22 protein-coding genes and 2 tRNA genes are annotated in these 23,131 nt (G+C 70.0%); 18 read left to right on the forward strand and 6 right to left on the reverse strand.

Annotated elements, in window-relative coordinates:
• Positions 1-138 precede the first annotated feature (138 nt).
• Positions 139-633, forward strand: a complete 495-nt coding sequence (locus tag BW996_RS18550; protein WP_375136228.1) for a phosphoribosyltransferase — start codon at positions 139-141, stop codon at positions 631-633.
• Between the two features lie 153 nt (positions 634-786).
• Here the strand turns inward: BW996_RS18550 and BW996_RS18555 are convergent.
• Both BW996_RS18555 and BW996_RS18560 read right to left on the reverse strand, forming a co-directional pair.
• Positions 787-871, reverse strand: a tRNA-Leu gene (locus BW996_RS18555).
• Positions 872-954: 83 nt separating this feature from the next.
• A tRNA-Leu gene (locus BW996_RS18560) sits at positions 955-1,039 on the reverse strand.
• A 109-nt stretch (positions 1,040-1,148) separates the two neighbouring features.
• Between BW996_RS18560 and rnr the strand changes: the two genes are divergently transcribed.
• Positions 1,149-3,410 carry a ribonuclease R gene (rnr, locus tag BW996_RS18565; RefSeq protein WP_076459050.1) on the forward strand — a complete coding sequence of 754 codons (2,262 nt, stop codon included), beginning with the start codon at positions 1,149-1,151 and terminating at the stop codon, positions 3,408-3,410.
• A gap of 27 nt (positions 3,411-3,437) precedes the next feature.
• Here the strand turns inward: rnr and BW996_RS18570 are convergent, their stop codons facing one another.
• From BW996_RS18570 to BW996_RS18580, 3 genes are read right to left on the reverse strand one after another with little or no spacing between them, the layout of a single operon-like run.
• On the reverse strand, positions 3,438-5,048 hold the full coding sequence (locus BW996_RS18570; protein ID WP_081837915.1) for an NAD(P)H-hydrate dehydratase: 1,611 nt from the start codon (positions 5,046-5,048) through the stop codon (positions 3,438-3,440).
• Positions 5,045-5,515, reverse strand: coding sequence for a PIN domain-containing protein (locus BW996_RS18575; RefSeq protein WP_037477765.1), 471 nt, complete (start codon positions 5,513-5,515; stop codon positions 5,045-5,047). The genes BW996_RS18570 and BW996_RS18575 overlap by 4 nt, the downstream gene beginning before the upstream one ends.
• Positions 5,512-6,834, reverse strand: coding sequence for an amidase (locus BW996_RS18580; protein WP_037477763.1), 1,323 nt, complete (start codon positions 6,832-6,834; stop codon positions 5,512-5,514). The genes BW996_RS18575 and BW996_RS18580 overlap by 4 nt, the downstream gene beginning before the upstream one ends.
• Before the next feature lie 215 nt (positions 6,835-7,049).
• On the opposite strand from BW996_RS18580, the gene rpsB reads away from it, so the two are divergent.
• The 16 genes from rpsB to BW996_RS18660 all read left to right on the forward strand — a co-directional run bounded on the left by rpsB (position 7,050) and on the right by BW996_RS18660 (position 22,233).
• Entirely contained in the window at positions 7,050-7,793 is a 744-nt protein-coding gene (rpsB, locus tag BW996_RS18585) for a 30S ribosomal protein S2 (RefSeq protein ID WP_037477761.1), read from the forward strand.
• 79 nt (positions 7,794-7,872) lie between these two features.
• Positions 7,873-8,772 carry a translation elongation factor Ts gene (gene tsf / locus BW996_RS18590; protein ID WP_037477759.1) on the forward strand — a complete coding sequence of 300 codons (900 nt, stop codon included), beginning with the start codon at positions 7,873-7,875 and terminating at the stop codon, positions 8,770-8,772.
• Between the two features lie 103 nt (positions 8,773-8,875).
• A complete protein-coding gene (gene pyrH, locus BW996_RS18595) occupies positions 8,876-9,586 on the forward strand; it encodes a UMP kinase (RefSeq protein ID WP_037477757.1) in 711 nt (236 codons plus the stop codon).
• Positions 9,587-9,635: 49 nt separating this feature from the next.
• Entirely contained in the window at positions 9,636-10,196 is a 561-nt protein-coding gene (frr, locus tag BW996_RS18600) for a ribosome recycling factor (protein ID WP_037477755.1), read from the forward strand.
• A 4-nt stretch (positions 10,197-10,200) separates the two neighbouring features.
• Entirely contained in the window at positions 10,201-10,965 is a 765-nt protein-coding gene (gene uppS / locus BW996_RS18605; RefSeq protein WP_037477753.1) for a polyprenyl diphosphate synthase, read from the forward strand.
• A 43-nt stretch (positions 10,966-11,008) separates the two neighbouring features.
• Entirely contained in the window at positions 11,009-11,845 is an 837-nt protein-coding gene (locus tag BW996_RS18610; protein ID WP_037477751.1) for a phosphatidate cytidylyltransferase, read from the forward strand.
• On the forward strand, positions 11,842-13,059 hold the full coding sequence (gene ispC / locus BW996_RS18615) for a 1-deoxy-D-xylulose-5-phosphate reductoisomerase (protein ID WP_051631469.1): 1,218 nt from the start codon (positions 11,842-11,844) through the stop codon (positions 13,057-13,059). Before BW996_RS18610 ends, ispC begins: the two co-directional genes overlap by 4 nt.
• A 6-nt stretch (positions 13,060-13,065) precedes the next feature.
• Positions 13,066-14,430: an RIP metalloprotease RseP gene (gene rseP, locus BW996_RS18620; RefSeq protein ID WP_037477749.1), complete on the forward strand. Its 1,365-nt coding sequence runs from the start codon at positions 13,066-13,068 to the stop codon at positions 14,428-14,430.
• A 4-nt stretch (positions 14,431-14,434) separates the two neighbouring features.
• On the forward strand, positions 14,435-16,738 hold the full coding sequence (gene bamA / locus BW996_RS18625; protein ID WP_037477746.1) for an outer membrane protein assembly factor BamA: 2,304 nt from the start codon (positions 14,435-14,437) through the stop codon (positions 16,736-16,738).
• A gap of 23 nt (positions 16,739-16,761) precedes the next feature.
• A complete protein-coding gene (locus BW996_RS18630) occupies positions 16,762-17,289 on the forward strand; it encodes an OmpH/Skp family outer membrane protein (protein ID WP_241461807.1) in 528 nt (175 codons plus the stop codon).
• Positions 17,286-18,347: a UDP-3-O-(3-hydroxymyristoyl)glucosamine N-acyltransferase gene (gene lpxD / locus BW996_RS18635; protein ID WP_037477742.1), complete on the forward strand. Its 1,062-nt coding sequence runs from the start codon at positions 17,286-17,288 to the stop codon at positions 18,345-18,347. Before BW996_RS18630 ends, lpxD begins: the two co-directional genes overlap by 4 nt.
• Positions 18,348-18,403: 56 nt before the next feature.
• Positions 18,404-18,841: a 3-hydroxyacyl-ACP dehydratase FabZ gene (fabZ, locus tag BW996_RS18640; RefSeq protein ID WP_037477782.1), complete on the forward strand. Its 438-nt coding sequence runs from the start codon at positions 18,404-18,406 to the stop codon at positions 18,839-18,841.
• A gap of 20 nt (positions 18,842-18,861) precedes the next feature.
• The gene (lpxA, locus tag BW996_RS18645; RefSeq protein WP_037477740.1) at positions 18,862-19,650 is read left to right on the forward strand and encodes an acyl-ACP--UDP-N-acetylglucosamine O-acyltransferase; all 789 of its coding nucleotides are present in this window, start codon (positions 18,862-18,864) and stop codon (positions 19,648-19,650) included.
• Between the two features lie 18 nt (positions 19,651-19,668).
• Positions 19,669-20,817, forward strand: coding sequence for a lipid-A-disaccharide synthase (gene lpxB / locus BW996_RS18650; protein WP_037477738.1), 1,149 nt, complete (start codon positions 19,669-19,671; stop codon positions 20,815-20,817).
• Positions 20,789-21,457: a ribonuclease HII gene (gene rnhB / locus BW996_RS18655; protein WP_051631468.1), complete on the forward strand. Its 669-nt coding sequence runs from the start codon at positions 20,789-20,791 to the stop codon at positions 21,455-21,457. Before lpxB ends, rnhB begins: the two co-directional genes overlap by 29 nt.
• Positions 21,454-22,233 (forward strand): TrmH family RNA methyltransferase, encoded by a 780-nt coding sequence (locus tag BW996_RS18660; protein WP_037477736.1) that lies wholly within the window; start codon positions 21,454-21,456, stop codon positions 22,231-22,233. The genes rnhB and BW996_RS18660 overlap by 4 nt, the downstream gene beginning before the upstream one ends.
• A 14-nt stretch (positions 22,234-22,247) precedes the next feature.
• Here the strand turns inward: BW996_RS18660 and ppsR are convergent, their stop codons facing one another.
• Positions 22,248-23,069, reverse strand: coding sequence for a posphoenolpyruvate synthetase regulatory kinase/phosphorylase PpsR (gene ppsR, locus BW996_RS18665; RefSeq protein WP_037477734.1), 822 nt, complete (start codon positions 23,067-23,069; stop codon positions 22,248-22,250).
• Between the last annotated feature and the right edge of the window lie 62 nt (positions 23,070-23,131).

Raw genomic sequence — 23,131 nt, forward strand, 5'->3', positions numbered from 1 at the left:
CGGGTACTGGAAGCGGCCGGTCTGCCGGCGCGGATCGGCCAGGTCTTCAAAGTGCTGCATCAGCTCATCGCCGGGGGCCGTCGGGTGGTCTTGCATCGTGTCTGGGGCTGCGAGGTCGGGCTGGATTGTTACCACTCAATCGGGGCGGTGGCTAATGCAATCGCCCTGATCGAACGACTGGCCATCCAGGTCCACGAATCCGGCTGGGAATTCGACCAGATCCTGTGTCTGGCCCGCGGCGGCCTGCGTCCCGGCGACGTGATGTCGCGCGTGTTCGACAAGCCGCTGGCCATCATGGCCACCAGCTCCTATCGTGCTGAGGCGGGCACGATCCAGGGTCGTCTGGACATGGCCAAGTACATCACCATGCCCAAGGGCGAGCTGGCGGGTCGTGTCCTGCTGGTCGATGATCTGGCCGATTCCGGCGTGACGCTGCAGGCGGTGGTCGAGCGCCTGCGCGGCATGCCCTCGATCCGCGAGCTGCGCTCGGCGGTGCTGTGGGTCAAGGGCGTGTCCTGCTACACGCCGGACTATTTCGTCGAGATGCTGCCCACCAGCCCGTGGATTCATCAGCCCTTCGAGGAATACGATTCGCTGCGTCCGGACGGCCTGCTGCGCAAGACCAGCGTCTGATGGTCTGATCCTCCAGTCGAATGAAAAGGCCCGCTCACCGAGAGGTGAGCGGGCCTTTTTCATGGTGGCAGCCATCATCGTGTTCTGGATGGTCTGTTTGGTCTGTTGCGCACCAATGAAAAAAGCCGGCATGAAGCCGGCTTTTTGTCTGTCTGGTGCCCAGGAGAGGACTCGAACCTCCACGGAGTTACCCGCTAGTACCTGAAACTAGTGCGTCTACCAATTCCGCCACCTGGGCCATGAAATCCTGAATACGAGCTCAGACCGGGATTTCAAAGGTCTGTGCAAGTTGTCGAATCTGGCGTATGCTGGATTCGTTGGTGGTGCCCAGGAGAGGACTCGAACCTCCACGGAGTTACCCGCTAGTACCTGAAACTAGTGCGTCTACCAATTCCGCCACCTGGGCTCTTGCGCTGTTTCGAAATTTTGTTCCGATCAGCGAAGAACGCCAGTGTAGCATGAGAGAAATTCGATCCGCAAGTGTTTGAGAAGGAATTTCGTTGAACAGCACGCTGATGAGTGAAGTGGAAGGCACGGTGCAGGGTCACCGTGACGGTCACGGCTTCGTGGTGGTGGAGGGCGGCGAGGCCGACATCTATCTGGCACCGCAGGAAATGAGGGCGGTGCTGCATCGCGATCGGGTCCGGGTGCGCATCGTGCGCTACGACCGCAAGGGCCGCCCGGAGGGGCGGGTGCTCGAGATCCTGGAGCGGCGGCGCGCGCCGATCATCGGCCGGCTGCTGCTGGAGAACGGCGTCTGGATCGTCGCGCCGGAGGACAAGCGCTATGGCCAGGACATCCTGATCCCGAAGAACGCCACCGCACAGGCCGAGTCCGGCCAGGTGGTCGCGGTCGAGCTGACCGAGCCGCCGTCGCTGCATTCGCAGCCGGTCGGGCGCATCACTGAAGTGCTCGGCGACATCGACGATCCCGGCATGGAGATCGAGATCGCGGTGCGCAAGTACGAGGTGCCGCACCGCTTCTCGCCGGAGACGCTGGCGCAGACCGGCAAGCTGCCCGACCGGGTGCGCGCGGTCGACGCGAAGCAGCGCATCAACCTGACCGACGTGCCGCTGGTGACGATCGACGGCGAGGACGCGCGCGACTTCGACGACGCGGTCTACTGCGAGCCGGCCAAGGTCGGGCGGCGCAAGGGCTGGCGCCTGGTGGTGGCCATCGCCGACGTCAGCCACTATGTAAAGCCGGGCGATCCGCTCGATGACGATGCCTACGAGCGCGCGACCTCGGTCTATTTCCCGCGCCGCGTCATCCCGATGCTGCCGGAGAAGCTCTCCAACGGCCTGTGCTCGCTCAACCCCGAGCAGAACCGGCTCTCGATGGTCTGCGACATGCTGGTCGATGCCGGCGGCGAGGTCGCGGCCTACCAGTTCTATCCGGCGGTGATCTGCTCGCATGCGCGACTGACCTACACCGAGGTCGCGGCGGTGCTGTCGAACACCCGCGGCCCGGAGGCGCAGCGCCGCGCCGACCTGGTGCCGCACCTGCTGCACCTGCACGAGGTCTACCGCGTGCTGCTCAGGCAGCGCGCCACACGCGGTGCGATCGACTTCGAGACCACCGAGACGCAGATCGTCTGCGACGACAACGGCCGCATCGAGAAGATCGTGCCGCGGGTTCGCACCGAGGCGCACCGGCTGATCGAGGAGGCGATGCTGGCGGCCAACGTCTGCGCCGCCGACTTCATCCAGGCGGGCAAGCACCCGAGCCTGTACCGCGTGCACGAGGGGCCGACGCCCGAGAAGCGCGTGGCGCTGCAGGCCTATCTGCGCAGCCTGGGCCTGAACCTGTCGGTCAGCGACGAGCCCAAGCCTGCCGAGCTGCAGGCACTGGCGCAGCAGACGCGCGACCGGCCGGACGCGGCGCAGATCCATGCGATGCTGCTGCGCTCGATGCAGCAGGCGATCTACACGCCTTTCAACAGCGGCCACTTCGGTCTGGCCTACGACGCCTACACGCACTTCACCAGCCCGATCCGGCGCTACCCGGACCTGCTGGTGCACCGTGTGATCAAGGCGATCCTGGGCAAGCGCAAGTACGCGCTGGTGGTGAAGTCCTCGATTCCGGGGGCGGCGCAGCCGCTGCGCCGGCGCCCCGGTGGGGCCGCCGCCAAGCCGATGCCCCGGATGGAGGGCATCGCGCCGCGCGACCTAGAGGCCTGGGAGGCCGCCGGCGCGCATTGCAGCGCCAACGAGCGCCGCGCCGACGAGGCCTCGCGCGACGTCGAGGCCTGGCTGAAGTGCAAGTTCATGCGCGATCGCCTGGGCGAGGAGTATTCCGGCACGGTCAGCGCGGCGACCAGCTTCGGCCTGTTCGTGCAGCTCGACGAGCTGTATGTCGAGGGTCTGGTGCACATCACCGAGCTGGGCGGCGAGTATTTCCGCTACGACGAGGTGCGCCAGGAGCTGCGTGGCGAGCGCACCGGCGTGCGCTACGCGGTGGGCGTGCGCATCCGGGTGCAGGTCAGCCGGGTCGATCTGGACGGGCGGCGCATCGACTTCCGTCTGGTGCGCGATCCGCTGGCACCGGCGCTGCCGCCGGCGGCACCGGCTGGCAAGGGCGGGCGGGAGCGCTCGCCCGCGCGGGCCCAGGACGAGCTGCAGTCGGTGACCGAGGCGGATCGGGCGGTGCGCCGTGCCGCGTCGCGCGAGCGGGACCGCACGAACAGTGCGCGGCCTCCACGCAAGGCCGCCAAGCGTGTGGCGAAATCCGCCGGCAAGACGGCCACCAAGAACAGCGCGGCCAAGCGTCGGCGCTGATGAAGGCCAAGGCGGGCGACGGCGGTCTCAGCGGTCCTGTCCGTCCGGCACGATGCGGCTGGCCACCAGCGCCTGACCGCCCGGGGCCAGGCGCTCTGCGCGGCGGCCGTGCAGCCAGACGCCGTGGCGGGCCGCCAGTTCGGCCCGGTCCAGCGCGGTCTCGCCGCTGATCGCGCGGTCGCCTGAGATCTGGCTCCACAGGCCGGCGATCCAGCCGGCCAGCACGTCGCCGCTGCCGGGCGTGGCCAGCGCGGCATGGCCGCTGGCGTTGATCCAGGGCAGGGCGCCCGGTCGACTGATCAGCGTGCCCGAGCCCTTCAGCACCACCACCGCGCCGCTGCGCGCGGCCAGCTCGCGCACCGCGCGCAGCCGGTCGGCCTGCACCTCGGCGGCGCTGCAGCCGAGCAGGCGCGCGGCCTCCAGCGGATGTGGCGTCAGCAGCGTCGGTCGGCCCTCGGCGCCGCGCTCGCGCAGCGCCTGCATCAGCGCCGGATCCCGGGCCAGCGCATTGAGCGCGTCGGCATCGAGCAGCAGCCGACCGGCCTGTGCCAGCAGCCCCGGCAGCCGCGCCGCCACCGCCTCGCCGCCGCCGCAGCCCGCGACCACGGTGCTCGTCGCCAGCCGCTCGTCCTGCGGGGTCGGGGCGAACATCAGTTCCGGGTGGACCGGATCGAGCCGGGGCGCGTCGTCGTCCAGCAGATCGACCCAGACGCGGCCTGCGCCGGCACCCAGCGCCGCGCGCCCGGCCAGCAGCGCCGCGCCGCCCATCGAGTCGGCGCCGCCGACGATGCGCACATCGCCGAAGCTGCCTTTGTGCTGCGCATGGCGCCGTGCCGGCCACAGCGTCTGCAGTCCGGCCGCGCCTTGCAGCCGGGCCGCCGGAACAGGAAAGTCCGGGTGCGCGAGCTGCACGCCCAGGTCGTCCCACCAGATCTCGCCGGCCGGGTCGCGGCCGTGCGCGGTCAGCAGGCCCGGCGCCAGCGACAGCAGTGCCAGGGTCCAGCGCGCCTGCACGCAGGCGGCGTCGATCTCGAGCGCGCCGGTGTCGCCGGGCAGGCCGGAGGGCAGATCGACCGCCAGCACCGGCACGCCCGAGCCGTTGCACAGCCGGATCGCATCGGCCACCGCGCCGCTGGCTGGGCGCGTCAGGCCGCGTCCGAGCAGCGCGTCGATCACCAGCTCGGCGCCGTCGAGCGCCTGCGGTGCCAGCCCGGCGATGATGGGCACGCCGCCGAGCTCGGCCTGCCGGCGCGAGGCGGCGGCATCCGGCGGCCAGGCTGGCGCGCGTCCGTCGGCGCTGTCGCGGCCGATCACATGCAGCCGCACCTCGCGGCCGGCGCGGTGCAGGTGCAGTGCGGCCTCGAAGCCGTCGCCGCCGTTGTTGCCATGGCCGGCCAGCACATGGATGCGGCGCGCATGCGGCGCCAGCGCCATCGCCAGCCGCGCCACCGCCCGGCCGGCGCGCTGCATCAGCGTGTGTGCCGGCAGCGCCTTGGCCGCCAGCGCGTCCAGCGTGCGCGAGGCGGCGGCGTCATGCAGCGGCCACGGGCCCGGCGCCCGCGCGAGCAGATCGGCCAGCCGCACCGGCCGGTGGTCCGCAGGCAGGACGGGCAGGGCGCGGGCAGCGGGCGCGGTCATGCCGCGGTGTCCTGGGCGGCGGCCCAGCCTTCCGGCGTGACCACCGCGACGCCGAAGGCGCGCGCGCGTCGTGCCAGCCGCCGCAGCGCATGGTCGCGGGTGATCAGCCAGGGCGTGCGCCGCGACACCGCCAGGTCGATGAAGCACTGGTCGTCCGGATCGGTGCAGCGCAGGCGCTCGGGGTAGGGCAGCGCAGCCGGGGCGGCGACCGGCTGCGCCAGCCGCGCGACCTCCTGACTGGCCGGCGCGTGCCGCTCGGCCCAGCGCATCAGCGTGGGCAGGTGCAGCAGGCGGCCGAGCACGTCGGTCAGCTCCTCCTGCATCGCCGGGCTGACGATCCAGCGCAGCCGTCCGGCCTCGATGGCTTCGCCGATCGCCAGGCCGCTGGCGTGGCGGAAGACCAGCCAGTCGAGCACGACATTGGTGTCGAGGATGACGTCGACCGCGTCGTTCGTCGGGGCCTTCATTGCAGGGCCTCGATCTGCAGCGCCAGCGACAGCAGCCGGTCGTCGCGTCCGCCCAGGCTCCAGGCCATCAGGCCCACGGGTGCGCTGCCGGGCGCGTGGCAGGGCAGACTGATCGCGCAGCCGTCGAGCAGGTTGACCACCGAGGGGTTGCGCAGCAGCCGCGCGTTGACCTCGAAGAAGGCGGCGTCGTCGTCCAGCAGCGGCGCCAGCGGCGGCGGGGTCATCGGCACCGTCGGCGACAGCACCGCGTCGAAGCCGCCCAGTGCCGCTGACATGCGCCCGATCCAGTCGGCGCGAGCGGCGTGCAGCGCGGCCAGCGCCGCTGGCGTGATCGCCGCGCCGCGGCGGATGCGCGCGGCCACCCGCGGGTCGTAGCGATCGCCCTCGCGCGCCAGCAGCTCGCGGTGCCAGGCCCAGCTCTCGGCGGCGGGCAGGCCGCCGTCCTGCGTCAGGCGCGGCAGCTCGTCCAGCAGCGGCAGGTCGATGAACTCGACGTGCGCGCCGGCGCGGGCCAGGGCCTGCAGCGTGCGCTCGAAGGCGGCTGCGACCGGCGCCTCCAGCGCGTCGAGCATCAGCGTGCGCACCACCGCGAGCCGGCGCGCGGCCAGCGGCACGGCGTCCAGGCGCACGACGCGCTCGGCCAGGATCTCGTGCAGCACGACGGCGTCGCGCACGCTGCGGGTGATCGCGCAGACGGTGTCGAGGCTGGGCGCCAGCGGGATGCTGCCGGCCGCGGGCGTCAGCGCCTGCGTGTTCTTGAAGCCCACCAGGCCGTGCAGCGCCGCGGGGATGCGGATCGAGCCGCCGGTGTCGCTGCCCAGTGCCGCCACCGCCGCGCCGCAGGCCACCGAGACCGCGCCGCCCGAGGTCGAGCCGCCGGGCACGCAGGCGGGCGCTGCCGGATCGAGCACGGCCATCGCCGCATTGGCCGGCGTGCCGTGGTGTGGATTGATGCCGACGCCGGAGAAGGCGAACTCGGTCATCTGCGTGCGCCCGATCAGCGCCGCGCCGGCCGCACGCAGCCGCGCCACCGCGGGCGCATCCGCCGTGGCCGGGGGGCGGTCCGCCAGCACGACCGAGCCCGCGCTCGTCACCTGGCCGGCGATGTCGTAGAGATCCTTGACGCTGACCGGCAGCCCGGCGAGCGCGCCTGTGGGCGCAGCGGCCGCGGCGCGTGCGCCCTGTTTGTCGAGCGTGACGAAGGCATGCGCACAGCGCGGCGAGCGGGCTGCGGCCAGGGCCTGGTCGAGCAGCGTCAGGGCATCGGTGGCGCCTTCGTCGAGCTGCTTGCGCAGCGTGTGCAGGTCGGGGGTGTGCAAGGCTTGCTATACTCTCGGGGTTTGTCCGGTGCCGCGTCGAGTCGCGGCGTCTTCCCGGCGCGCGGTGCGCCGAGAGCCGACCCCGGTGTTCGGGACGGATGAATCAATCCCGGATCCGACTGGCTGAAGGTGTTGCAGCGAGCTGCGCCCGTGCGGTGCGTCTCTCGCCTGCGATCCGAGTCGGATTCTAGATCCAACCTTTCAGGAGTGATCTCATGTCCTTCACGATGCGCGACATGCTCGAAGCAGGCGTCCACTTCGGCCACCAGACCCGTTTCTGGAACCCGAAGATGGCTCCGTACATCTTCGGCCATCGCAACAAGATCCACATCATCAACCTCGAGAAGACCGTTCCGCTCTTCGAGGAAGCCACCAAGTTCGCCCGCCAGCTGGCGGCCAAGCGCGGCACCATCCTGTTCGTCGGCACCAAGCGCCAGGCGCGCGAGATCGTCGCCGAGGAAGCTGCCCGTGCCGGCATGCCCTTCGTCGACCAGCGCTGGCTGGGCGGCATGCTGACCAACTTCAAGACCGTCAAGGGTTCGCTGAAGAAGCTCAAGGACATGCAGGCCCAGGTGGAAGCCGGCCTGGAGTCGATGAACAAGAAGGAAGGCCTGCTGTTCCAGCGCGAGCTGGCCAAGCTGGAAAAGGACATCGGTGGCATCCAGGACATGGCTGCTCTGCCTGACGCGCTGTTCGTGATCGACGTGGGCTTCCACAAGATCGCCATCGCCGAAGCCAAGAAGCTGGGCATCCCGGTCATCGGCGTGGTCGACACCAACCACAACCCGGTCGGCATCGACTATGTCATCCCCGGCAACGACGACTCGGCCAAGGCCGTGGCGCTGTACGCCCGCGTGATGGCTGACGCCGTCCTGGAAGGCAAGAACAACGCCGTCAACGAAGTCGTCGAGGCCGTCGCCGGCGCCGATGAATTCGTCGAGGTGAGCGACGCCGCCTGAGTCCCCCCGACTCGGCTTGCAAGGGGCTGATTCAGCCCCTTTTTTTCAGTTTCACGTATTCAGGTTTAGGAGAGTTCCCATGGCTGCGATTACCGCCAAGATGGTTGCTGATCTGCGCGCGAAGACCGACGCGCCGATGATGGAGTGCAAGAAGGCCCTGACCGAAGCCGACGGCGACATGGTCCGCGCGGAAGAGATCCTGCGCGTCAAGCTGGGCAACAAGGCCGGCAAGGCCGCCTCGCGCGTGACCGCCGAAGGCGTGATTGCCGCGGCCGTCAACGGCTCGACCGGCGCGATGGTGGAAGTCAACTGCGAGACCGACTTCGTCTCGAAGAACGAGATCTTCCTGTCCTTCGTGCAGTCCTGCGCCAACCTGGTGGCCGAGCACAACCCGGCCGACGTCGAGGCCCTGTCGGCCCTGCCGCTGGCGATGGAAGACTTCGGCCCGACGGTCGAGGACGTGCGCAAGGGCCTGATCGGCAAGATCGGCGAGAACATGACCATCCGCCGCTTCAAGCGCTACGAGGGTGGCGGCGCGCTGGCCCACTACCTGCACGGCGTGCGCATCGGCGTGGTCGTCGAGTACACCGGTGACGCCGTCGCCGCCAAGGACGCCGCGATGCACATCGCCGCGATGAAGCCGGCGGCGCTGTCGTCGGCCGAGGTCTCGGCCGAGCTGGTCGAGAAGGAGCGCAAGATCGCTGCCGAGAAGGCTGCCGAGTCGGGCAAGCCGGCCGAGATCGTCGCCAAGATGGTCGAAGGTTCGGTGCAGAAGTTCCTGAAGGAAGTCTCGCTGCTGGACCAGGTCTTCGTGAAGGCCGCCGACGGCAAGCAGACCGTGGGTGCCTACCTGAAGAGCGCCGGCACCTCGCTGGCCGGCTTCACGATGTTCGTCGTCGGCGAAGGCATCGAGAAGAAGCAGGACGACTTCGCTGCCGAAGTGGCTGCGCAGGTCGCCGCTGCCAGCAAGTCGGCCTGATTCCGGCCTGACTCCGGTCGAGGCGCGTGGTGCGATGGCGTCCCGCGCCTCGGCTGGCCTAAACTCGCGAGATCGTTTTTTCCGCTTATATCGAGGTCACTGCATGCCCGCATACAAACGCATCCTTCTGAAGCTCTCCGGCGAGGCCCTGATGGGCGATGACGCCTATGGCATCAACCGCGCGACCATCGTGCGCATGGTGCGCGAGGTCCAGGAAGTGACGGCGCTCGGCTGCGAGGTGGCGGTGGTGATCGGCGGCGGAAACATCTTCCGCGGCGTGGCCGGCGGGGCGGTGGGCATGGACCGCGCCACCGCCGACTACATGGGCATGCTCGCCACCGTGATGAACTCGCTCGCGCTGGCCGACACGATGCGCCAGGAAGGCATGACCGCGCGTGTCATGTCGGCGCTGAGCATCGACCAGGTGGTCGAGCCCTATGTGCGCCCGAAGGCGCTGCAATACCTCGAAGAAGGCAAGGTGGTCGTCTTCGCCGGCGGCACCGGCAACCCCTTCTTCACCACCGACACGGCCGCCGCGCTGCGCGGCGCCGAGATCGGCGCGCAGATCATGCTGAAGGCGACCAAGGTCGACGGCGTCTACACCGCCGATCCGAAGAAGGATCCGACGGCGACCCGCTACGCGACGCTGACCTTCGACGAGGCGATCGGCCGCAACCTGGCCGTCCTGGACGCGACCGCGTTCGCGCTGTGCCGCGACCAGAAGCTGCCGATCAAGGTCTTCTCGATCTTCAAGCCGGGCGCCCTGAAGCGGGTCGTGCTGGGCGAGGACGAGGGCACCCTGGTCCACGTCTGATCCTGGGCCGCCATCCGGGTCCGCCGTCCAGAGTCTCAGGAGCAAAACGATGAGCATTGCCGACATCAAGAAGAACGCCGACGCCAAGATGGCCAAGTCCATCGAGGCCTTCAAGAACGAACTGCAGAAGATCCGCACCGGCCGCGCCCACCCGGGCATCCTGGACCAGGTGCAGGTCGAGTACTACGGCTCGATGCTGCCGATCAGCCAGGTCGCCAACGTCTCGCTGATCGACGCGCGCACCATCAGCGTGCAGCCCTGGGAAAAGGGCATGGGCGCCAAGATCGAGAAGGCGATCCGCGAGTCCGATCTGGGCCTGAACCCGTCCTCGCTGGGCGACCTGATCCGCGTGCCGCTGCCCGCGCTGACCGAGGAGCGCCGCAAGGAGCTGACCAAGGTGGTGCGCAACGCCGGTGAAGATGCCCGCGTGGCGGTGCGCAACCTGCGCCGCGATGCCAACGACCAGGCCAAGAAGCTGCTGAAGGACAAGCTGATCTCCGAGGACGACGAGCGCCGCTCCAACGACGACATCCAGAAGCTGACCGACCGCACGATCGCCGAGATCGACAAGCTGGTCCAGGCCAAGGAAGCCGAGGTCATGGCGGTCTGACGCGATGGCAGCCGCTCCGAAGTCCGCCAAGCCGGCCATCCCGCGCCACATCGCCATCGTCATGGATGGCAACGGGCGCTGGGCCAACAAGCGCTTCATGCCGCGCATCGTCGGGCACAAGTACGGCGTCGATTCGTTGATCCGCGCGATCAATGCCTGCGCCGACCGCGGCGTCGAGTACCTGACGGTCTTCGCCTTCTCCTCGGAGAACTGGAAGCGTCCCGACGAGGAGGTCTCCGGCCTGATGAACCTGGTGCTGACCGCGGTGGCGACCTATCTGACGCGGCTGTCCGACCTGGGGGTGCGCATCCGCATCATCGGCGACCGGGCTGCGGTGTCGGAGAAGGTGCGCGCGGCCTGGGAGCATGCCGAGCGCAGCACCGAGGCCAACACCCGCATCACGCTGTCGGTGGCCTTCAACTACGGCGGCCGCTGGGACATCGTGCAGGCGGTGCGCCAGGCGGTGGCCTCCGGCGTGCAGGCCGAGCAGGTCGACGAGGCGCTGCTGTCGCGCCACATGGCGATGGCCTATGCGCCGGACCCGGACCTGTTTATCCGCACCGGCGGCGAGGTGCGCATCTCGAACTTCCTGCTCTGGCAGATCGCCTACTCGGAGTTCCACTTCACCGACTGCCTCTGGCCGGACTTCGACGAGCGCGAGATCGACCGCGCCATCGCGGCCTTTGCCTCGCGTGACCGTCGCTACGGCGGCGTGAAGACCGACATCTCCGCCTCCGGCGAGAAGATCACGCTGGCCCCCGACGCCTGAGTCCCGGCGCCTGTCCCGACCCTCCGACACTGTCGCTTCCCGCATGCTCAAGCAGCGCATCATCACCGCAGTCCTCATGCTGCTGGTGCTTCTCCCGGCGCTGTTCGCGCAGGCTCCATGGCCCTTCGCGCTGCTGACGCTGGTGATGATCGCCGCCGCCGGCTGGGAGTGGTTCCGGCTCAATGGCGCGCCCGGCGTCTCGGCGCTGGCCGGCGGCGCGGTGGTCGCGGCCGGCTCGGCCGCGATGTGGCAGATCGGCTGGATCGGCCACAGTCCTGGCGTGCTCTGGCAGCTCGCGCTGCTGCTGTGGGTGCTGGGCGGCGCCTGGGTGCTGCGCCGCGGCGTGGCGTCCTGGCCGCAGGCGCCGTCGCTGCTGCGTCTGGCCGGTGGCGTGCTGCTGCTGTGGCTGGCCTGGCTGGCGATCGCCGAAGGGCGCGCACGCGGCCTGAACTTCCTGCTGTCGGTCTTCTGCCTGGTCTGGATGGCCGACATCGCCGCCTATTTCAGCGGCCGGGCCTTCGGCCGGCGCAAGCTCGCGCCCGCGATCAGTCCCGGCAAGAGCTGGGAGGGCGTCTGGGGCGGCATGGTCGGCGTGCTGGCGCTGGCGCTGGCCTGGATCGCCTTCGACCATCAGGGTCTGGCCGACGGGCCGAGCCTGTACACGCTGCTGCTGCAGCGCGGCGGCCCGCTGGGCCTGATCGTCTCCTGCCTGTTCCTGGCTGCGCTGAGCGTGGTCGGCGACCTGTTCGAATCCCTGGTCAAGCGCAGCGCCGGCGCCAAGGACAGCAGCGCGCTGCTGCCCGGCCACGGCGGCGTGCTCGACCGCATCGATGCCCTGCTGCCGGTGTGCCCGCTGGCGCTTGCCCTGATCTCCGCATGACCGCATCCCTGAAGACTCCGGGTGGCGCGCCGCGCCACCGCGTCACCGTGCTTGGCTCGACCGGCTCGATCGGCACGAACACGCTCGACGTGCTGGCCCGCCATCCCGACCGCTACGAGGTCTTCGCGCTGAGCGCGCACAGCCGCGTGGACGAGCTGGCGGCGCAGTGCGCGCGCTGGCGTCCGCGCTTCGCGGTGCTGCCCACGCCCGAGCTGGGCCGTGCGCTTTCCGAGCGCCTGCGCGCCGAGGGCCTGGCCACCGAGGTGCTGACCGGCGCGGCCGCGCTCGAGCAGGTGGCGGCGCACCCGGAGGTCGACAGCGTGATGGCGGCCATCGTCGGCGCGGCCGGCCTGCCGCCGTGCCTGGCGGCGGCGCGCGCGGGCAAGCGCCTGCTGCTGGCCAACAAGGAGGCGCTGGTCGTCGGCGGCCAGCTCTTCATGGACGCGGTGCGCGAGGGCGGCGCCACGCTGCTGCCGATCGACAGCGAGCATTCCGCCATCTTCCAGTGCCTGCCCGAGGACCGCACCACCTGGGCGCAGCGCATCGACCACATCGTGCTGACCGCCTCGGGCGGGCCGTTCCGCCAGCGCGACCCGGCGAGCCTGCGCGAGGTCACGCCCGAGCAGGCCTGCGCGCATCCGAACTGGGTCATGGGCCGCAAGATCTCGGTCGACTCGGCCACGATGATGAACAAGGCGCTCGAGGTGATCGAAGCGCGCTGGCTGTTCGACCTGGCGCCGCGCGACGTGCGCGTCGTCATCCATCCGCAGAGCATCATCCACTCGATGGTGGTCTGCCGCGACCGCTCGGTGCTGGCGCAGCTGGGCACGCCCGACATGCGCGTGCCGATCGCCTACGGCCTGGCCTGGCCGGAGCGCATCGAGTCCGGCGCCGAGCAGCTCGACTTCCTCTCGCTCAAGGCGCTGACCTTCGAGGAGGCCGACGCGGCGCGATTCCCCGGCCTGCAGCTGGCCTGGACGGCGCTGGAGGCCGCACCCGGCAGCACCGCGGTGCTCAACGCCGCCAACGAGATCGCGGTCGAGGCCTTCCTGGCCGGGCGGCTGCGCTTCGACCGCATTCCCGCGGTCAATGCCGGCACGCTGGAGTCGCTGTCGATTCCCGCCGGCGCGGCCGGCTCGCTCGAGGGGCTGCTCGAGCTGGATGCGATGGCGCGGCGCCATGCGACTGAACTCGTCGCCCGTCTGGGCGTCTGAGCTCGCATGAACACCCTGATCGCCTTTCTCGTCACGCTCGGCGTGCTGATCGTCGTCCATGAATGGGGCCACTACCGGGTGGCGCGTGCGTGCGGCGTCAAGGTCCTGCGCTTCTCGATCGGCTTCGGCAAGACGATCTGGACGCGCCGCATCGGCGAGACCGAATGGGCGGTGAGCCTGCTGCCGCTGGGCGGCTACGTGCGCATGCTCGACGAGCGCGAGGGCCCGGTGGCGCCGCATGAGCTGGGCCGCGCCTTCAACCGCAAGTCGCTGCGCCAGCGTGCGGCCATCGTCGCCGCCGGCCCGGTGGCCAATCTGGTGCTGGCGGTGCTGCTGTATGCGGCCTCGTCATGGATCGGCACCCAGGAGCCGCGTGCGGTGCTGGGCACGCCGCCATCGGGCAGCGTGGCCGCACAGGCCGGACTGCAGGCGGGTGACTGGGCCCGGCGCTGGTCGCTGGAGGGCAGCGGAGAGTGGCAGGAGGTGGATTCGCTGATCGACCTGCGCTGGCAGGCCACCCGCGCCGCGCTCGACGGCCACGACCTGCGTCTGGAGCTGACCCGCGCCGACGGCGGCGGTCGCCATGAGCGCCTGCTGCCGCTGGCCGCGCTGGAGGCCGGCGAGGCCGATGCCGCGCTGGCCCGGCGCATCGGCATCGGCGCGGCCTATGCCGAGCCGGTCATCGGCGAGCTGGTGGCTGCTGGCCCGGCCGAGCGGGCCGGACTGCGGCCGGGTGACCGGGTGCTGCGCGTCGATGCGCAGGAGATCGTCGACGCCGCCGCGCTGCGCGCGCTGATCCGCGAATCCGGCAGCCGGGGCGAGCCCGCGCCCCAGCAGTGGTGGATCGAGCGCGAGGGCAGGCGCCTCGAGCTGACGGTGCAGCCGGCCCGGGTCGAGGAGCGCGGCCAGGCCATCGGCCGCATCGAGGCGGTGGTCGGTGCCCGGCCGCAGACCAATCTGGTGCGGCTCGACCTGGTCGACGGCCTGCTGCGCGGCGTCGAGCGCACCTGGGACATGGCGACGATGTCGCTGACCATGTTCGGCCGCATGATCACCGGCGACGCCTCGCTGAAGAACCTGAGCGGTCCGCTGACGATCGCCGACTATGCCGGCCAGTCGGCCGAGCTGGGGCTGGCCTACTACCTGGGCTTCCTGGCGGTGGTCAGCGTCAGTCTCGGGGTCCTGAACCTGCTGCCGCTGCCCATGCTCGACGGCGGGCACCTCCTGTATTATCTGATCGAGGGTGCCATCGGCCGCCCGATCCCCGAGGTGTGGATCGCGCGGCTGCAGCGCGGGGGCCTGATGGTGATCCTGCTGATGATGTCGCTCGCCCTGTACAACGACGTGGCCCGCTACCTGGGCCTGCACTGACCGCATGCGCGTACCCGCCTTCCTCCCCGTTTCCTCTCCCCGAGCCTGCGCCGTCGCGCTGATGGTGGCCGCAGCCTCGCTGCCGGCGCTGGCGGTGACGCCCTTCACGCTGAAGGACATCCGCGTCGAGGGCCTGCAGCGCACCGAGGCGGGCACGGTGTTCGCGTCGCTGCCCTTTCGCGTCGGCGACACCTACAGCGACGAGAAGGGCGCGGCGGCGCTGCGCGCGCTGTTCGCCACCGGCCTGTTCAAGGACGTGCGCATCGAGATCGAGGGCCAGGTCGCGGTCGTCGTCGTCGAGGAGCGCTCGGTCATCGGCAAGGTCGACTTCACCGGCACCAGCGAGTTCGATCGCGACACGCTGATCAAGGCGCTCAAGGACATCGGCGTCGGCGAGGGCCAGCCCTTCGACAAGGCGCTGGCCGACCGCGCCGAGCAGGAGCTCAAGCGCCAGTACCTGACCCGCAGCCTCTACGGCGCCGAGGTGGTCACCACCATCACCCCGGTCGACCGCAACCGGGTCAACGTGACCTTCGCGGTGTCCGAGGGCGGCGTGGCGCGCATCCGCGAGATCCGCATCACCGGCAACGAGGCCTTCTCCGAGAGCACGCTGCTCGGTCAGCTCGACCTGACCACCGGCGGCATGATGACCTGGTACACCAAGAGCGACCGCTACTCGCGCACCAAGCTCAATGCCGACCTGGAGACCCTGCGCGCCTGGTACCTGAACCGCGGCTACCTCGAGTTCAACGTCGACTCGACCCAGGTCGCGATCTCGCCGGACAAGCAGGACATCTCGATCACCATCAACATCCGCGAGGGCCGGCGCTACATCGTCACCGGCGTCAAGCTCTCGGGCGACTATCTGGGCAAGGACGAGGAGTTCCGCTCGCTGGTGTCGATCCGCCCGGGCGAGCCCTACAAGGCCGAGGAGGTCGCCGCCACGCAGAAGGCCTTCTCGGACCGCTTCGGCCTGTTCGGCCATGCCTTCGCGCGGGTCGAGCTGGTGCCGCGCATCGATCGCGACACTGGCCGGGTCGAGGTCCAGCTCAATGCCGATCCGGGCCGGCGCGTCTATGTCCGGCGCATCAACGTCTCGGGCAACACCAAGACCCGCGACGAGGTCATCCGGCGCGAGTTCCGCCAGTTCGAGTCGGCCTGGTATGACGGCCAGCGCATCAAGCTCTCGCGCGACCGGGTCGACCGCCTGGGCTATTTCAGCGAGGTCGACATCGAGACGCAGGAGGTGCCCGGCACCGCCGACCAGGTCGACCTGACGATCAACGTCAAGGAAAAGCCCACCGGCAGCCTGATGGTCGGCGCGAACTTCTCCAGCGCCGACAAGCTCTCGCTGAGCGGCTCGATCAAGCAGGACAATGTCTTCGGCTCGGGCAACTACCTGGGCGTGGAGCTCAACACCAGCAAGTCCTCGCGCACCCTGGTGCTGTCCAGCGTCGATCCCTACTTCACCCGCGACGGCATCTCGCGCTCGCTTGATGTCTACTACCGCACCAACAAGCCGGTCAACAGCCAGGGCGAGTCCTACGAGCTGGTGACGCCGGGCGCCTCGGTGCGCTTCGGCGTGCCGTTCTCCGACTACGACACGGTGTTCTTCGGCATCGGTGCCGAGCGCACCACGATGCGCTCGGCCACCGCGCTGCCGGAGGCCTTCTACCGCTACCGCGCCACCTACGGCCGCTCCAGCACCTCCTATCCGCTGACGCTGGGCTGGCAGCGCGACGGCCGCGACAGCGCGCTGGTGCCCAACGAGGGCCGCTACCAGCGCGTCAACATCGAGTGGGCCGCCTTCGGCGACACCCGCTACCTGCGCAACAACTACCAGATCCAGCAGTACTTCCCGCTGAGCAAGAAGCTCACGCTGGGCCTGAACGCCGAGCTCGGCTATGCCAAGGGCCTGGGCGGACGCGACTATCCGGTGTTCAAGAGCTTCTACGGCGGCGGCCTGGGCACGGTACGCGCCTTCGACCAGAACTCGCTCGGCCCGGTCGACGTGACCGGCGCCTATCTGGGCGGCACCCAGCGCGTCAACCTCAACGGCGAGCTGTATTTCCCCTTCCCCGGCGTCGGCAACGACCGCACGCTGCGGATCTTCGGCTACTTCGACGCCGGCAATGTCTGGGGCGAGGACGAGACGCCGACGCTGGCCTCGTTCCGCGCGTCGGCCGGCCTCGGCCTGTCGTGGATCTCGCCGGTCGGCCCGCTCAAGCTCAGCTGGGGCCAGCCGGTGCGGAAGTTTCCGCAGGATAGAATCCAGCGCTTCCAGTTCCAGATCGGTACCGCATTCTGATGATGAATTCACACTTCCGCCCGATGATCGCCCGCCTGTCCGCCGCCGCAGCCGCTGCGGCTGCCGCGACGGCCCTGCTTGCGGCGCCGGCCGGTGCGGTCGCTCAGGAGCTCAAGATCGGCTATGTCAACAGCGACCGCATGCTGCGCGACGCCGCGCCGGCCAAGGCCGCGCAGGCCAAGCTGGAGACCGAGTTCGGTCGCCGCGAGAAGGAGCTCAACGATGCCGCCGCGCGTCTGAAGGCCGCCGCCGACAAGTTCGAGAAGGACCAGGTCACGCTGGCCGAGGCCGAGCGTGCACGCCGCCAGCGCGATCTGGTCGAGCAGGAGCGCGACCTGCAGCGCAAGCGCCGCGAGTTCCAGGAAGACCTGAACCAGCGCAAGAACGAGGAGCTGGCCTCGGTGGTCGATCGCGCCAACAAGGTCATCAAGCAGATCTTCGACAGCGAGAAGTACGACCTGATCCTGCAGGATCCGGTGGTCTTCGCCGGTCCGCGCGTGGACATCACCGACAAGGTGATCAAGGCCCTGAACGCCGCGCCGGCCAAGTGAGGCCCGACTTCTCCGTGCGCCTGCACGAGCTGCAGGCCGGGCTCGGGGGAGAACTCGTCGCCGATGCTTCGGTGCCCGCGCCGGGCGAGCGGCTGATTCGCCGCATCGGTCCGCTGCAGGGCGCCGACGCCGGCACGATCAGCTTTCTCGCCAATCCGCGCTATCGCGCCCAGCTGGCCGAGACCGACGCCGGCTGCGTCATCGTGTCCGCGGCGGCGCGTGATGCGGTGCGCCCGGGCTGCGTCGCGCTGGTCGTGCCCGACCCTTATCTGCACTTTGCGCGGCTCACCCAGTGGTGGGCGGCGCGCACCCGTCCGGTCGCGCCGGTCGGCATTCACCCGAGCGCGGTGGTCGCGCCGGATGTGGTGCTGGGCGAGGGCGTCTCGGTGGGGGCGCAGGCGGTGATCGAGTCCGGTGCCGTCATCGGCGATGGGGCGGTGATCGGGCCGCTGGGCTTCGTCGGCGCCGGCGTGGTGGTGGGCGAGCGCACCCGGCTGGCGCCGCGGGTCACGCTGATGCCAGGCACCCGCGTCGGCGCGCGCTGCCTGCTGCACAGCGGCGTGGTGCTGGGCGCCGACGGCTTCGGCTTCGCGCCGGACCAGGGGCGCTGGGAGAAGATCGAGCAGCTCGGCGGCGTCGTCATCGGCGACGATGTCGAGATCGGCGCCAACACCTGCATCGACCGCGGCGCGCTCGACGACACCGTCATCGGCGCGGGCGTCAAGCTCGACAACCTGATCCAGATCGGCCACAACGTGCGCATCGGCGAGCACACCGCGATGGCCGGCTGCACCGGTGTGGCCGGCAGCACCCGCATCGGGCGCGGCTGCGCGATCGGCGGCGGCGCCAACATCCTGGGCCATCTGGAGATCGCCGACGGCGTGACCGTCTCGGCCACCAGCGTGGTCACGCACAGCCTGCGCAAGCCCGGCCACTACAGCGGGATCTTCCCGATCGACGACAACGCCTCCTGGGAGCGCAATGCCGCCACGCTGAGGCAGCTGCACACCCTGCGCGACCGCATCCGCGCCCTCGAGAAGCAAAGCAAGACATCATGAGCACGACGAACCCGTCCGACGAGACCTCCGCCACGCCGCAGCGCACCCCGATCACGATGGACATCCATCAGATCATGAAGAAGCTGCCGCACCGCTACCCGATCCTGCTGGTGGACCGGGTGCTCGACATCGAGCTGCACAAGAGCATCCGGGCGATCAAGAACATCACCTTCAACGAGCCGATCTTCACCGGCCACTTCCCGCGCCGGCCGGTCTTCCCCGGCGTGCTGATCCTGGAGGCGCTGGCGCAGACCTCGGCGCTGCTGTCCTTCACCTCGATGGGCGAGCAGCTGACCGACGACATGGTGGTCTACTTCGCCGGCATCGACGGCGCGCGCTTCAAGCGCCCGGTCGAGCCGGGTGACCAGCTCATCCTGGAGTCGACGGTCGACCGGGTGCGCGCAGGCATCTACAAGTACAGCGCCCGCGCCACCGTCGACGGCATGCTCGCCGCCGAGGCCGAGCTGATGTGCACGATGCGCCGCGTCGGCTGAAGTCCGCGACTGTTTCGTTCATGACGCAGATCCATCCCACCGCGGTGGTCGATCCGGCGGCCCGGCTGCACGAGTCGGTCGTCGTCGGCCCCTACAGCATCATCGGCGCGCAGGTCGAGATCGGCGCGGGCACGCGCATCGGTCCGCATTGCGTGATCGAGGGCCACACCACGATCGGGCGCGACAACCGCATCTGGCAGTTCTGCTCGCTGGGCTCGGACCCGCAGGACAAGAAGTACGCCGGCGAGCCCACGCGGCTGGAAATCGGCGACGGCAACACGCTGCGCGAGTTCTGCACCGTCTCGACCGGCACCGTCCAGGACGAGGGCGTCACCCGCATCGGCGACGACAACTGGATCATGGCCTATGTGCATGTCGCGCACGACTGCCGCATCGGCAGCCACACCATCATGGCCAATGTCACCACGCTGGCTGGGCATGTGCGGGTGGGCGACTGGGCGATCCTCGGCGGGCTGACCGGCGTGCACCAGTTCAGCCGCGTCGGCGCGCACGCGATGGCGGGATTCGCCTCGCGCATCGCCCAGGACGTGCCGCCCTTCGTGATGGTGGCCGGCAATCCCTGCGAGGCCCACGGCTTCAACCAGGAAGGCTTGAAGCGCCGCGGCTTCGGCCCGGAGCGCATCCTGGCCATCAAGCAGATGTACCGCGCGCTCTACCGCAAGGGCCTGACGCTGGAGGCTGCCCGCGCCGAGATCGAGGCGCTGCGCGCCGAGCATCCCGAGGCCGAGGCCGACATCACGATGATGCTCGACTTCCTCGCCTCGGCCGGCCGGGGCATCGTGCGCTGACGGACCGACAGGCTGACGATGACGACGAGCGATCCGCGCCTGGGCATGGTGGCCGGCGAGCCCTCCGGCGATCTGCTGGCCCAGCTGCTGCTGGGGGGGCTGAAGCAGCGCTGGCCGGCGCTGCAGTCCTTCGGGCTGGGCGGCCCGCAGATGCAGACCCAGGGCTTCGACGCCTGGTGGAACTACGACCTGCTGGCGGTGCATGGCTACAGCCTGGAGCTGCTGCTGCGGCTGCGCCGGCTGTTCGCGCTGCGCGCCGAGCTGGGCGACCGGCTGCTGAAGGCGCGCCCCGACGCCTTCATCGGGGTCGATGCGCCCGACTTCAACCTCGGCCTGGAGGCCCGGCTGAAGAAGGCCGGCACCAAGACCATCCACTTCGTCAGCCCGTCGATCTGGGCTTGGCGGGGCGGGCGGATCCACAAGATCCGCGAGGCGGTCGACCATGTGCTGTGCCTGTTCCCCTTCGAGCCGGAGATCTACCAGCGCGCCGGCATCGCCGCGAGCTATGTCGGCCATCCGCTGGCCGACGCGATCCCGCTGGAGGTGCCGCGCGAGGCGGCGCGCACCGCGCTGGGCCTGCCGCTCGACGCCCGCGTGATCGCGCTGCTGCCGGGCAGCCGGCGCGGCGAGGTGCGCCACATCGCGCCGGCCCTGCTGGGTGCGGCGGCGCGGCTGGCGAAGCAGAACCCGGGCCTGCGCTTCGTGCTGCCGGCCATGCGCGGCGTGCGCGACCTGCTCGATCCGATGGTGGCGAAGTTCGCCGGCCAGTTCGAGCTGCAGGTGCTCGACGGCCGCTCGCACGAGGCGCTGGCCGCCTGCGACCTGACGCTGATCGCCAGCGGCACCGCCACGCTGGAGGCGGCGCTGTTCAAGCGGCCGATGGTCATCACCTACAACATGCACTGGCTGTCGTGGATCCGGATGCAGGGCATGGCCTACCAGCCCTGGGTCGGTCTGCCCAACATCCTGCTGCGCGGCTTCGTCGTGCCGGAGTTGCTGCAGGACTCCTGCACGCCCGAGGCGGTCGCACAGGCTGCGCAGCAGTGGCTTGACAGCCCCTCGCGCTGCGAGGGCGTCGGCCAGCGCTTCGCCGAACTCCATCATCTGCTGCGCCAGGACACGGCGCGCCGGGCCAGCGATGCGGTCGCGCAGGTCCTCGGCCGCTGATGGCGTGGCGGCTGTGCCTGAGCCTGCGCAGTTCGCCTTCGTCTTCGATCGTCCCGGCCTGGTGGCCGGCGTGGACGAGGCCGGGCGCGGCCCGCTGGCCGGGCCGGTGGTGGCTGCGGCGGTCATTCTCGACGAGCTGCAGCCGATCGACGGCCTGGGCGATTCCAAGGCGCTGACCGCGCGCCGGCGCGAGCGGCTGTTCGACGAGATCCGCGCCAAGGCGCTGGCCTGCTGCATCGCCGAGGCCAGCGTCGAGGAGATCGACCGCCTCAACATCCTGCACGCGACGATGCTGGCGATGCGTCGCGCGGTCGAGGGCCTGCGCCTGCGTCCGGCCAAGGTGCTGGTCGACGGCAACCGCATCCCGACGCTGCGCATCCCGGCCGAGGCCATCGTCAAGGGCGACGCGAAGGTCGCCGCGATCTCCGCGGCCTCCATCCTGGCCAAGGTCCACCGCGACCGGCTCTGCGCCGAACTGCACACCCTCCACCCGGGCTACGGCTTCGATGTCCACAAGGGCTATCCGACCGCCGCCCATCTCGACGCGCTGAATCGCCTCGGGCCCTGCGAGCAGCATCGCCGCTCCTACGCCCCGGTGCGCCGCGCCGAGCTCGAACACGCCTGCCGAAGCCCCCGATGAGAGAACCCCGCCACATCAGCTCGCGCGCGCATGCGCTGGTCAAGACGCTGCACCGGCTGGCCAACGAGCCGGCCGCCTCCCGGCGCCTCGGCCAGGTCTGGCTCGAGGGCGACCATCTGGCGCGGGCTTTCCTGGCGCGGGGCGGACAGGCGGCGCTGGCGGTGGTCGGCGCCTCGGCCTGGCTGCAGCCGGGGCCGCGCGCGCTGGCGCTGCAGGCCGCCGAGATCGTCGTGATCGACGACGCGCTGCTGCCCGAGATCAGCTCGCTGGAGTCGCCGGTGTCGATCGGCTTCCTGATCGATCTGCCCTCAGGCGGCCAGCCGCCGCTGCCCGGCGTGGCCACTGTGGTGCTCGACCGGCTGCAGGATCCCGGCAACGTCGGCACCATCCTGCGCAGCGCCGCGGCGCTGGGCGTGCGCCAGGTGCTGGCGATGAAGGGCAGCGCGGCGCTGTGGTCGCCGAAGGTGCTGCGTGCCGGCATGGGCGCGCATTTTGCGTTGCACCTGGTCGAGAGCCTGGCGCCAGCCGACCTGGACGCGCTGGCGGTGCCGCTGGTGGCCACCAGCTCGCATGCCGAGGCCGCGATCGACCGGCTGGCGCTGCCCGCGCCCTGCGCCTGGGTCTTCGGCCACGAAGGGCAGGGCGTCGGCCCGGAGCTGATGGCGCGCTGCGCGCTGACGGTGACCATCCCGCAGCCTGGTGGCGAGGAGTCGCTCAACGTGGCGGCTGCCACCGCGATCTGCCTGTACGAATCGGCGCGCCAGGCGCGCCGCTGAGCATCAGCAGAGCGTCAGTAGATCAGCCGGTCCGGGCGCAGGTCGCGCAGGATGGTGGTGGCGATCTCCTCGATCGACTTGTGCGTCGACGACAGCCAGGAGATGCCCTCGCGCTTCATCATCGCCTCGGCCTCGTTGATCTCGTAGCGGCAGTTCTCCAGCGCGGCGTACTTGCTGCCCGGACGACGCTCGTTGCGGATCTGGCTGAGCCGGTCGGCGTCGATGGTCAGGCCGAAGCACTTGTGGCGGTGCGGCAGCAGCATCGAGGGCAGCTTGCCGCGCTCGAAGTCCTCGGGAATCAGCGGGCAGTTGGCGGCCTTGATGCCGTGCTGCATCGCCAGATAGAGCGAGGTCGGCGTCTTGCCGCAGCGGCTCACGCCCACCAGGATCACGTCGGACTCGGCCAGGTTGCGCGCCGACTGGCCGTCGTCATGCGCCAGCGAGAAGTTGATCGCCTCGATGCGGTCGTGGTATTCCTGACTCTTGGCGACATCGGAGAAGCGCCCGACGCGGTGGTTGCTCTTCATGCCCAGCTCGGCCTCGATCGGCTCGACGAAGGTGCGGAACATGTCGAGCACCAGCGCGTTGGCGTCCGCGGTCAGCCGCTCGCGCACCAGCTCGTTGGCCAGCGTGATGAACACGATCGGGCGCACGCCTTCCTGCGCGGCCGTCATGTTGATCTCCCGCACCACCTGCTCGGCCTTGTCCTCGGTGTCGATGAAGGGGCGCCGGACATGGCGCGGCTTGGTGGCGAACTGTGCGAGGATCGACTTGCCGAAGGTCTCGGCGGTGATGCCGGTGCCGTCAGAGACGAAGAAGACTGTGCGGTTGGGCATGAGCAGCTGCGTATTGATGCTTAAGGGTACATGTCGGGTACATGATAGGCCGGGATGACCCT

Origin of the sequence: Sphaerotilus natans (assembly GCF_900156335.1) — a bacterium.
In the GTDB taxonomy this organism is placed as follows: domain Bacteria; phylum Pseudomonadota; class Gammaproteobacteria; order Burkholderiales; family Burkholderiaceae_C; genus Sphaerotilus; species Sphaerotilus natans.

Coding starts and splice junctions, on each gene's coding strand:
- rnr (WP_076459050.1), top strand. CDS start 1,149: ATGAGTGAAGTGGAAGGCACGGTGCAGGGTCACCGTGACGGTCACGGC.
- BW996_RS18570 (WP_081837915.1), bottom strand. CDS start 5,048: ATGACCGCGCCCGCTGCCCGCGCCCTGCCCGTCCTGCCTGCGGACCAC.
- BW996_RS18575 (WP_037477765.1), bottom strand. CDS start 5,515: ATGAAGGCCCCGACGAACGACGCGGTCGACGTCATCCTCGACACCAAT.
- rpsB (WP_037477761.1), top strand. CDS start 7,050: ATGTCCTTCACGATGCGCGACATGCTCGAAGCAGGCGTCCACTTCGGC.
- tsf (WP_037477759.1), top strand. CDS start 7,873: ATGGCTGCGATTACCGCCAAGATGGTTGCTGATCTGCGCGCGAAGACC.
- pyrH (WP_037477757.1), top strand. CDS start 8,876: ATGCCCGCATACAAACGCATCCTTCTGAAGCTCTCCGGCGAGGCCCTG.
- frr (WP_037477755.1), top strand. CDS start 9,636: ATGAGCATTGCCGACATCAAGAAGAACGCCGACGCCAAGATGGCCAAG.
- uppS (WP_037477753.1), top strand. CDS start 10,201: ATGGCAGCCGCTCCGAAGTCCGCCAAGCCGGCCATCCCGCGCCACATC.
- BW996_RS18610 (WP_037477751.1), top strand. CDS start 11,009: ATGCTCAAGCAGCGCATCATCACCGCAGTCCTCATGCTGCTGGTGCTT.
- ispC (WP_051631469.1), top strand. CDS start 11,842: ATGACCGCATCCCTGAAGACTCCGGGTGGCGCGCCGCGCCACCGCGTC.
- rseP (WP_037477749.1), top strand. CDS start 13,066: ATGAACACCCTGATCGCCTTTCTCGTCACGCTCGGCGTGCTGATCGTC.
- bamA (WP_037477746.1), top strand. CDS start 14,435: ATGCGCGTACCCGCCTTCCTCCCCGTTTCCTCTCCCCGAGCCTGCGCC.
- BW996_RS18630 (WP_241461807.1), top strand. CDS start 16,762: ATGATCGCCCGCCTGTCCGCCGCCGCAGCCGCTGCGGCTGCCGCGACG.
- fabZ (WP_037477782.1), top strand. CDS start 18,404: ATGGACATCCATCAGATCATGAAGAAGCTGCCGCACCGCTACCCGATC.
- lpxA (WP_037477740.1), top strand. CDS start 18,862: ATGACGCAGATCCATCCCACCGCGGTGGTCGATCCGGCGGCCCGGCTG.
- lpxB (WP_037477738.1), top strand. CDS start 19,669: ATGACGACGAGCGATCCGCGCCTGGGCATGGTGGCCGGCGAGCCCTCC.
- rnhB (WP_051631468.1), top strand. CDS start 20,789: ATGCGGTCGCGCAGGTCCTCGGCCGCTGATGGCGTGGCGGCTGTGCCT.
- BW996_RS18660 (WP_037477736.1), top strand. CDS start 21,454: ATGAGAGAACCCCGCCACATCAGCTCGCGCGCGCATGCGCTGGTCAAG.
- ppsR (WP_037477734.1), bottom strand. CDS start 23,069: ATGCCCAACCGCACAGTCTTCTTCGTCTCTGACGGCACCGGCATCACC.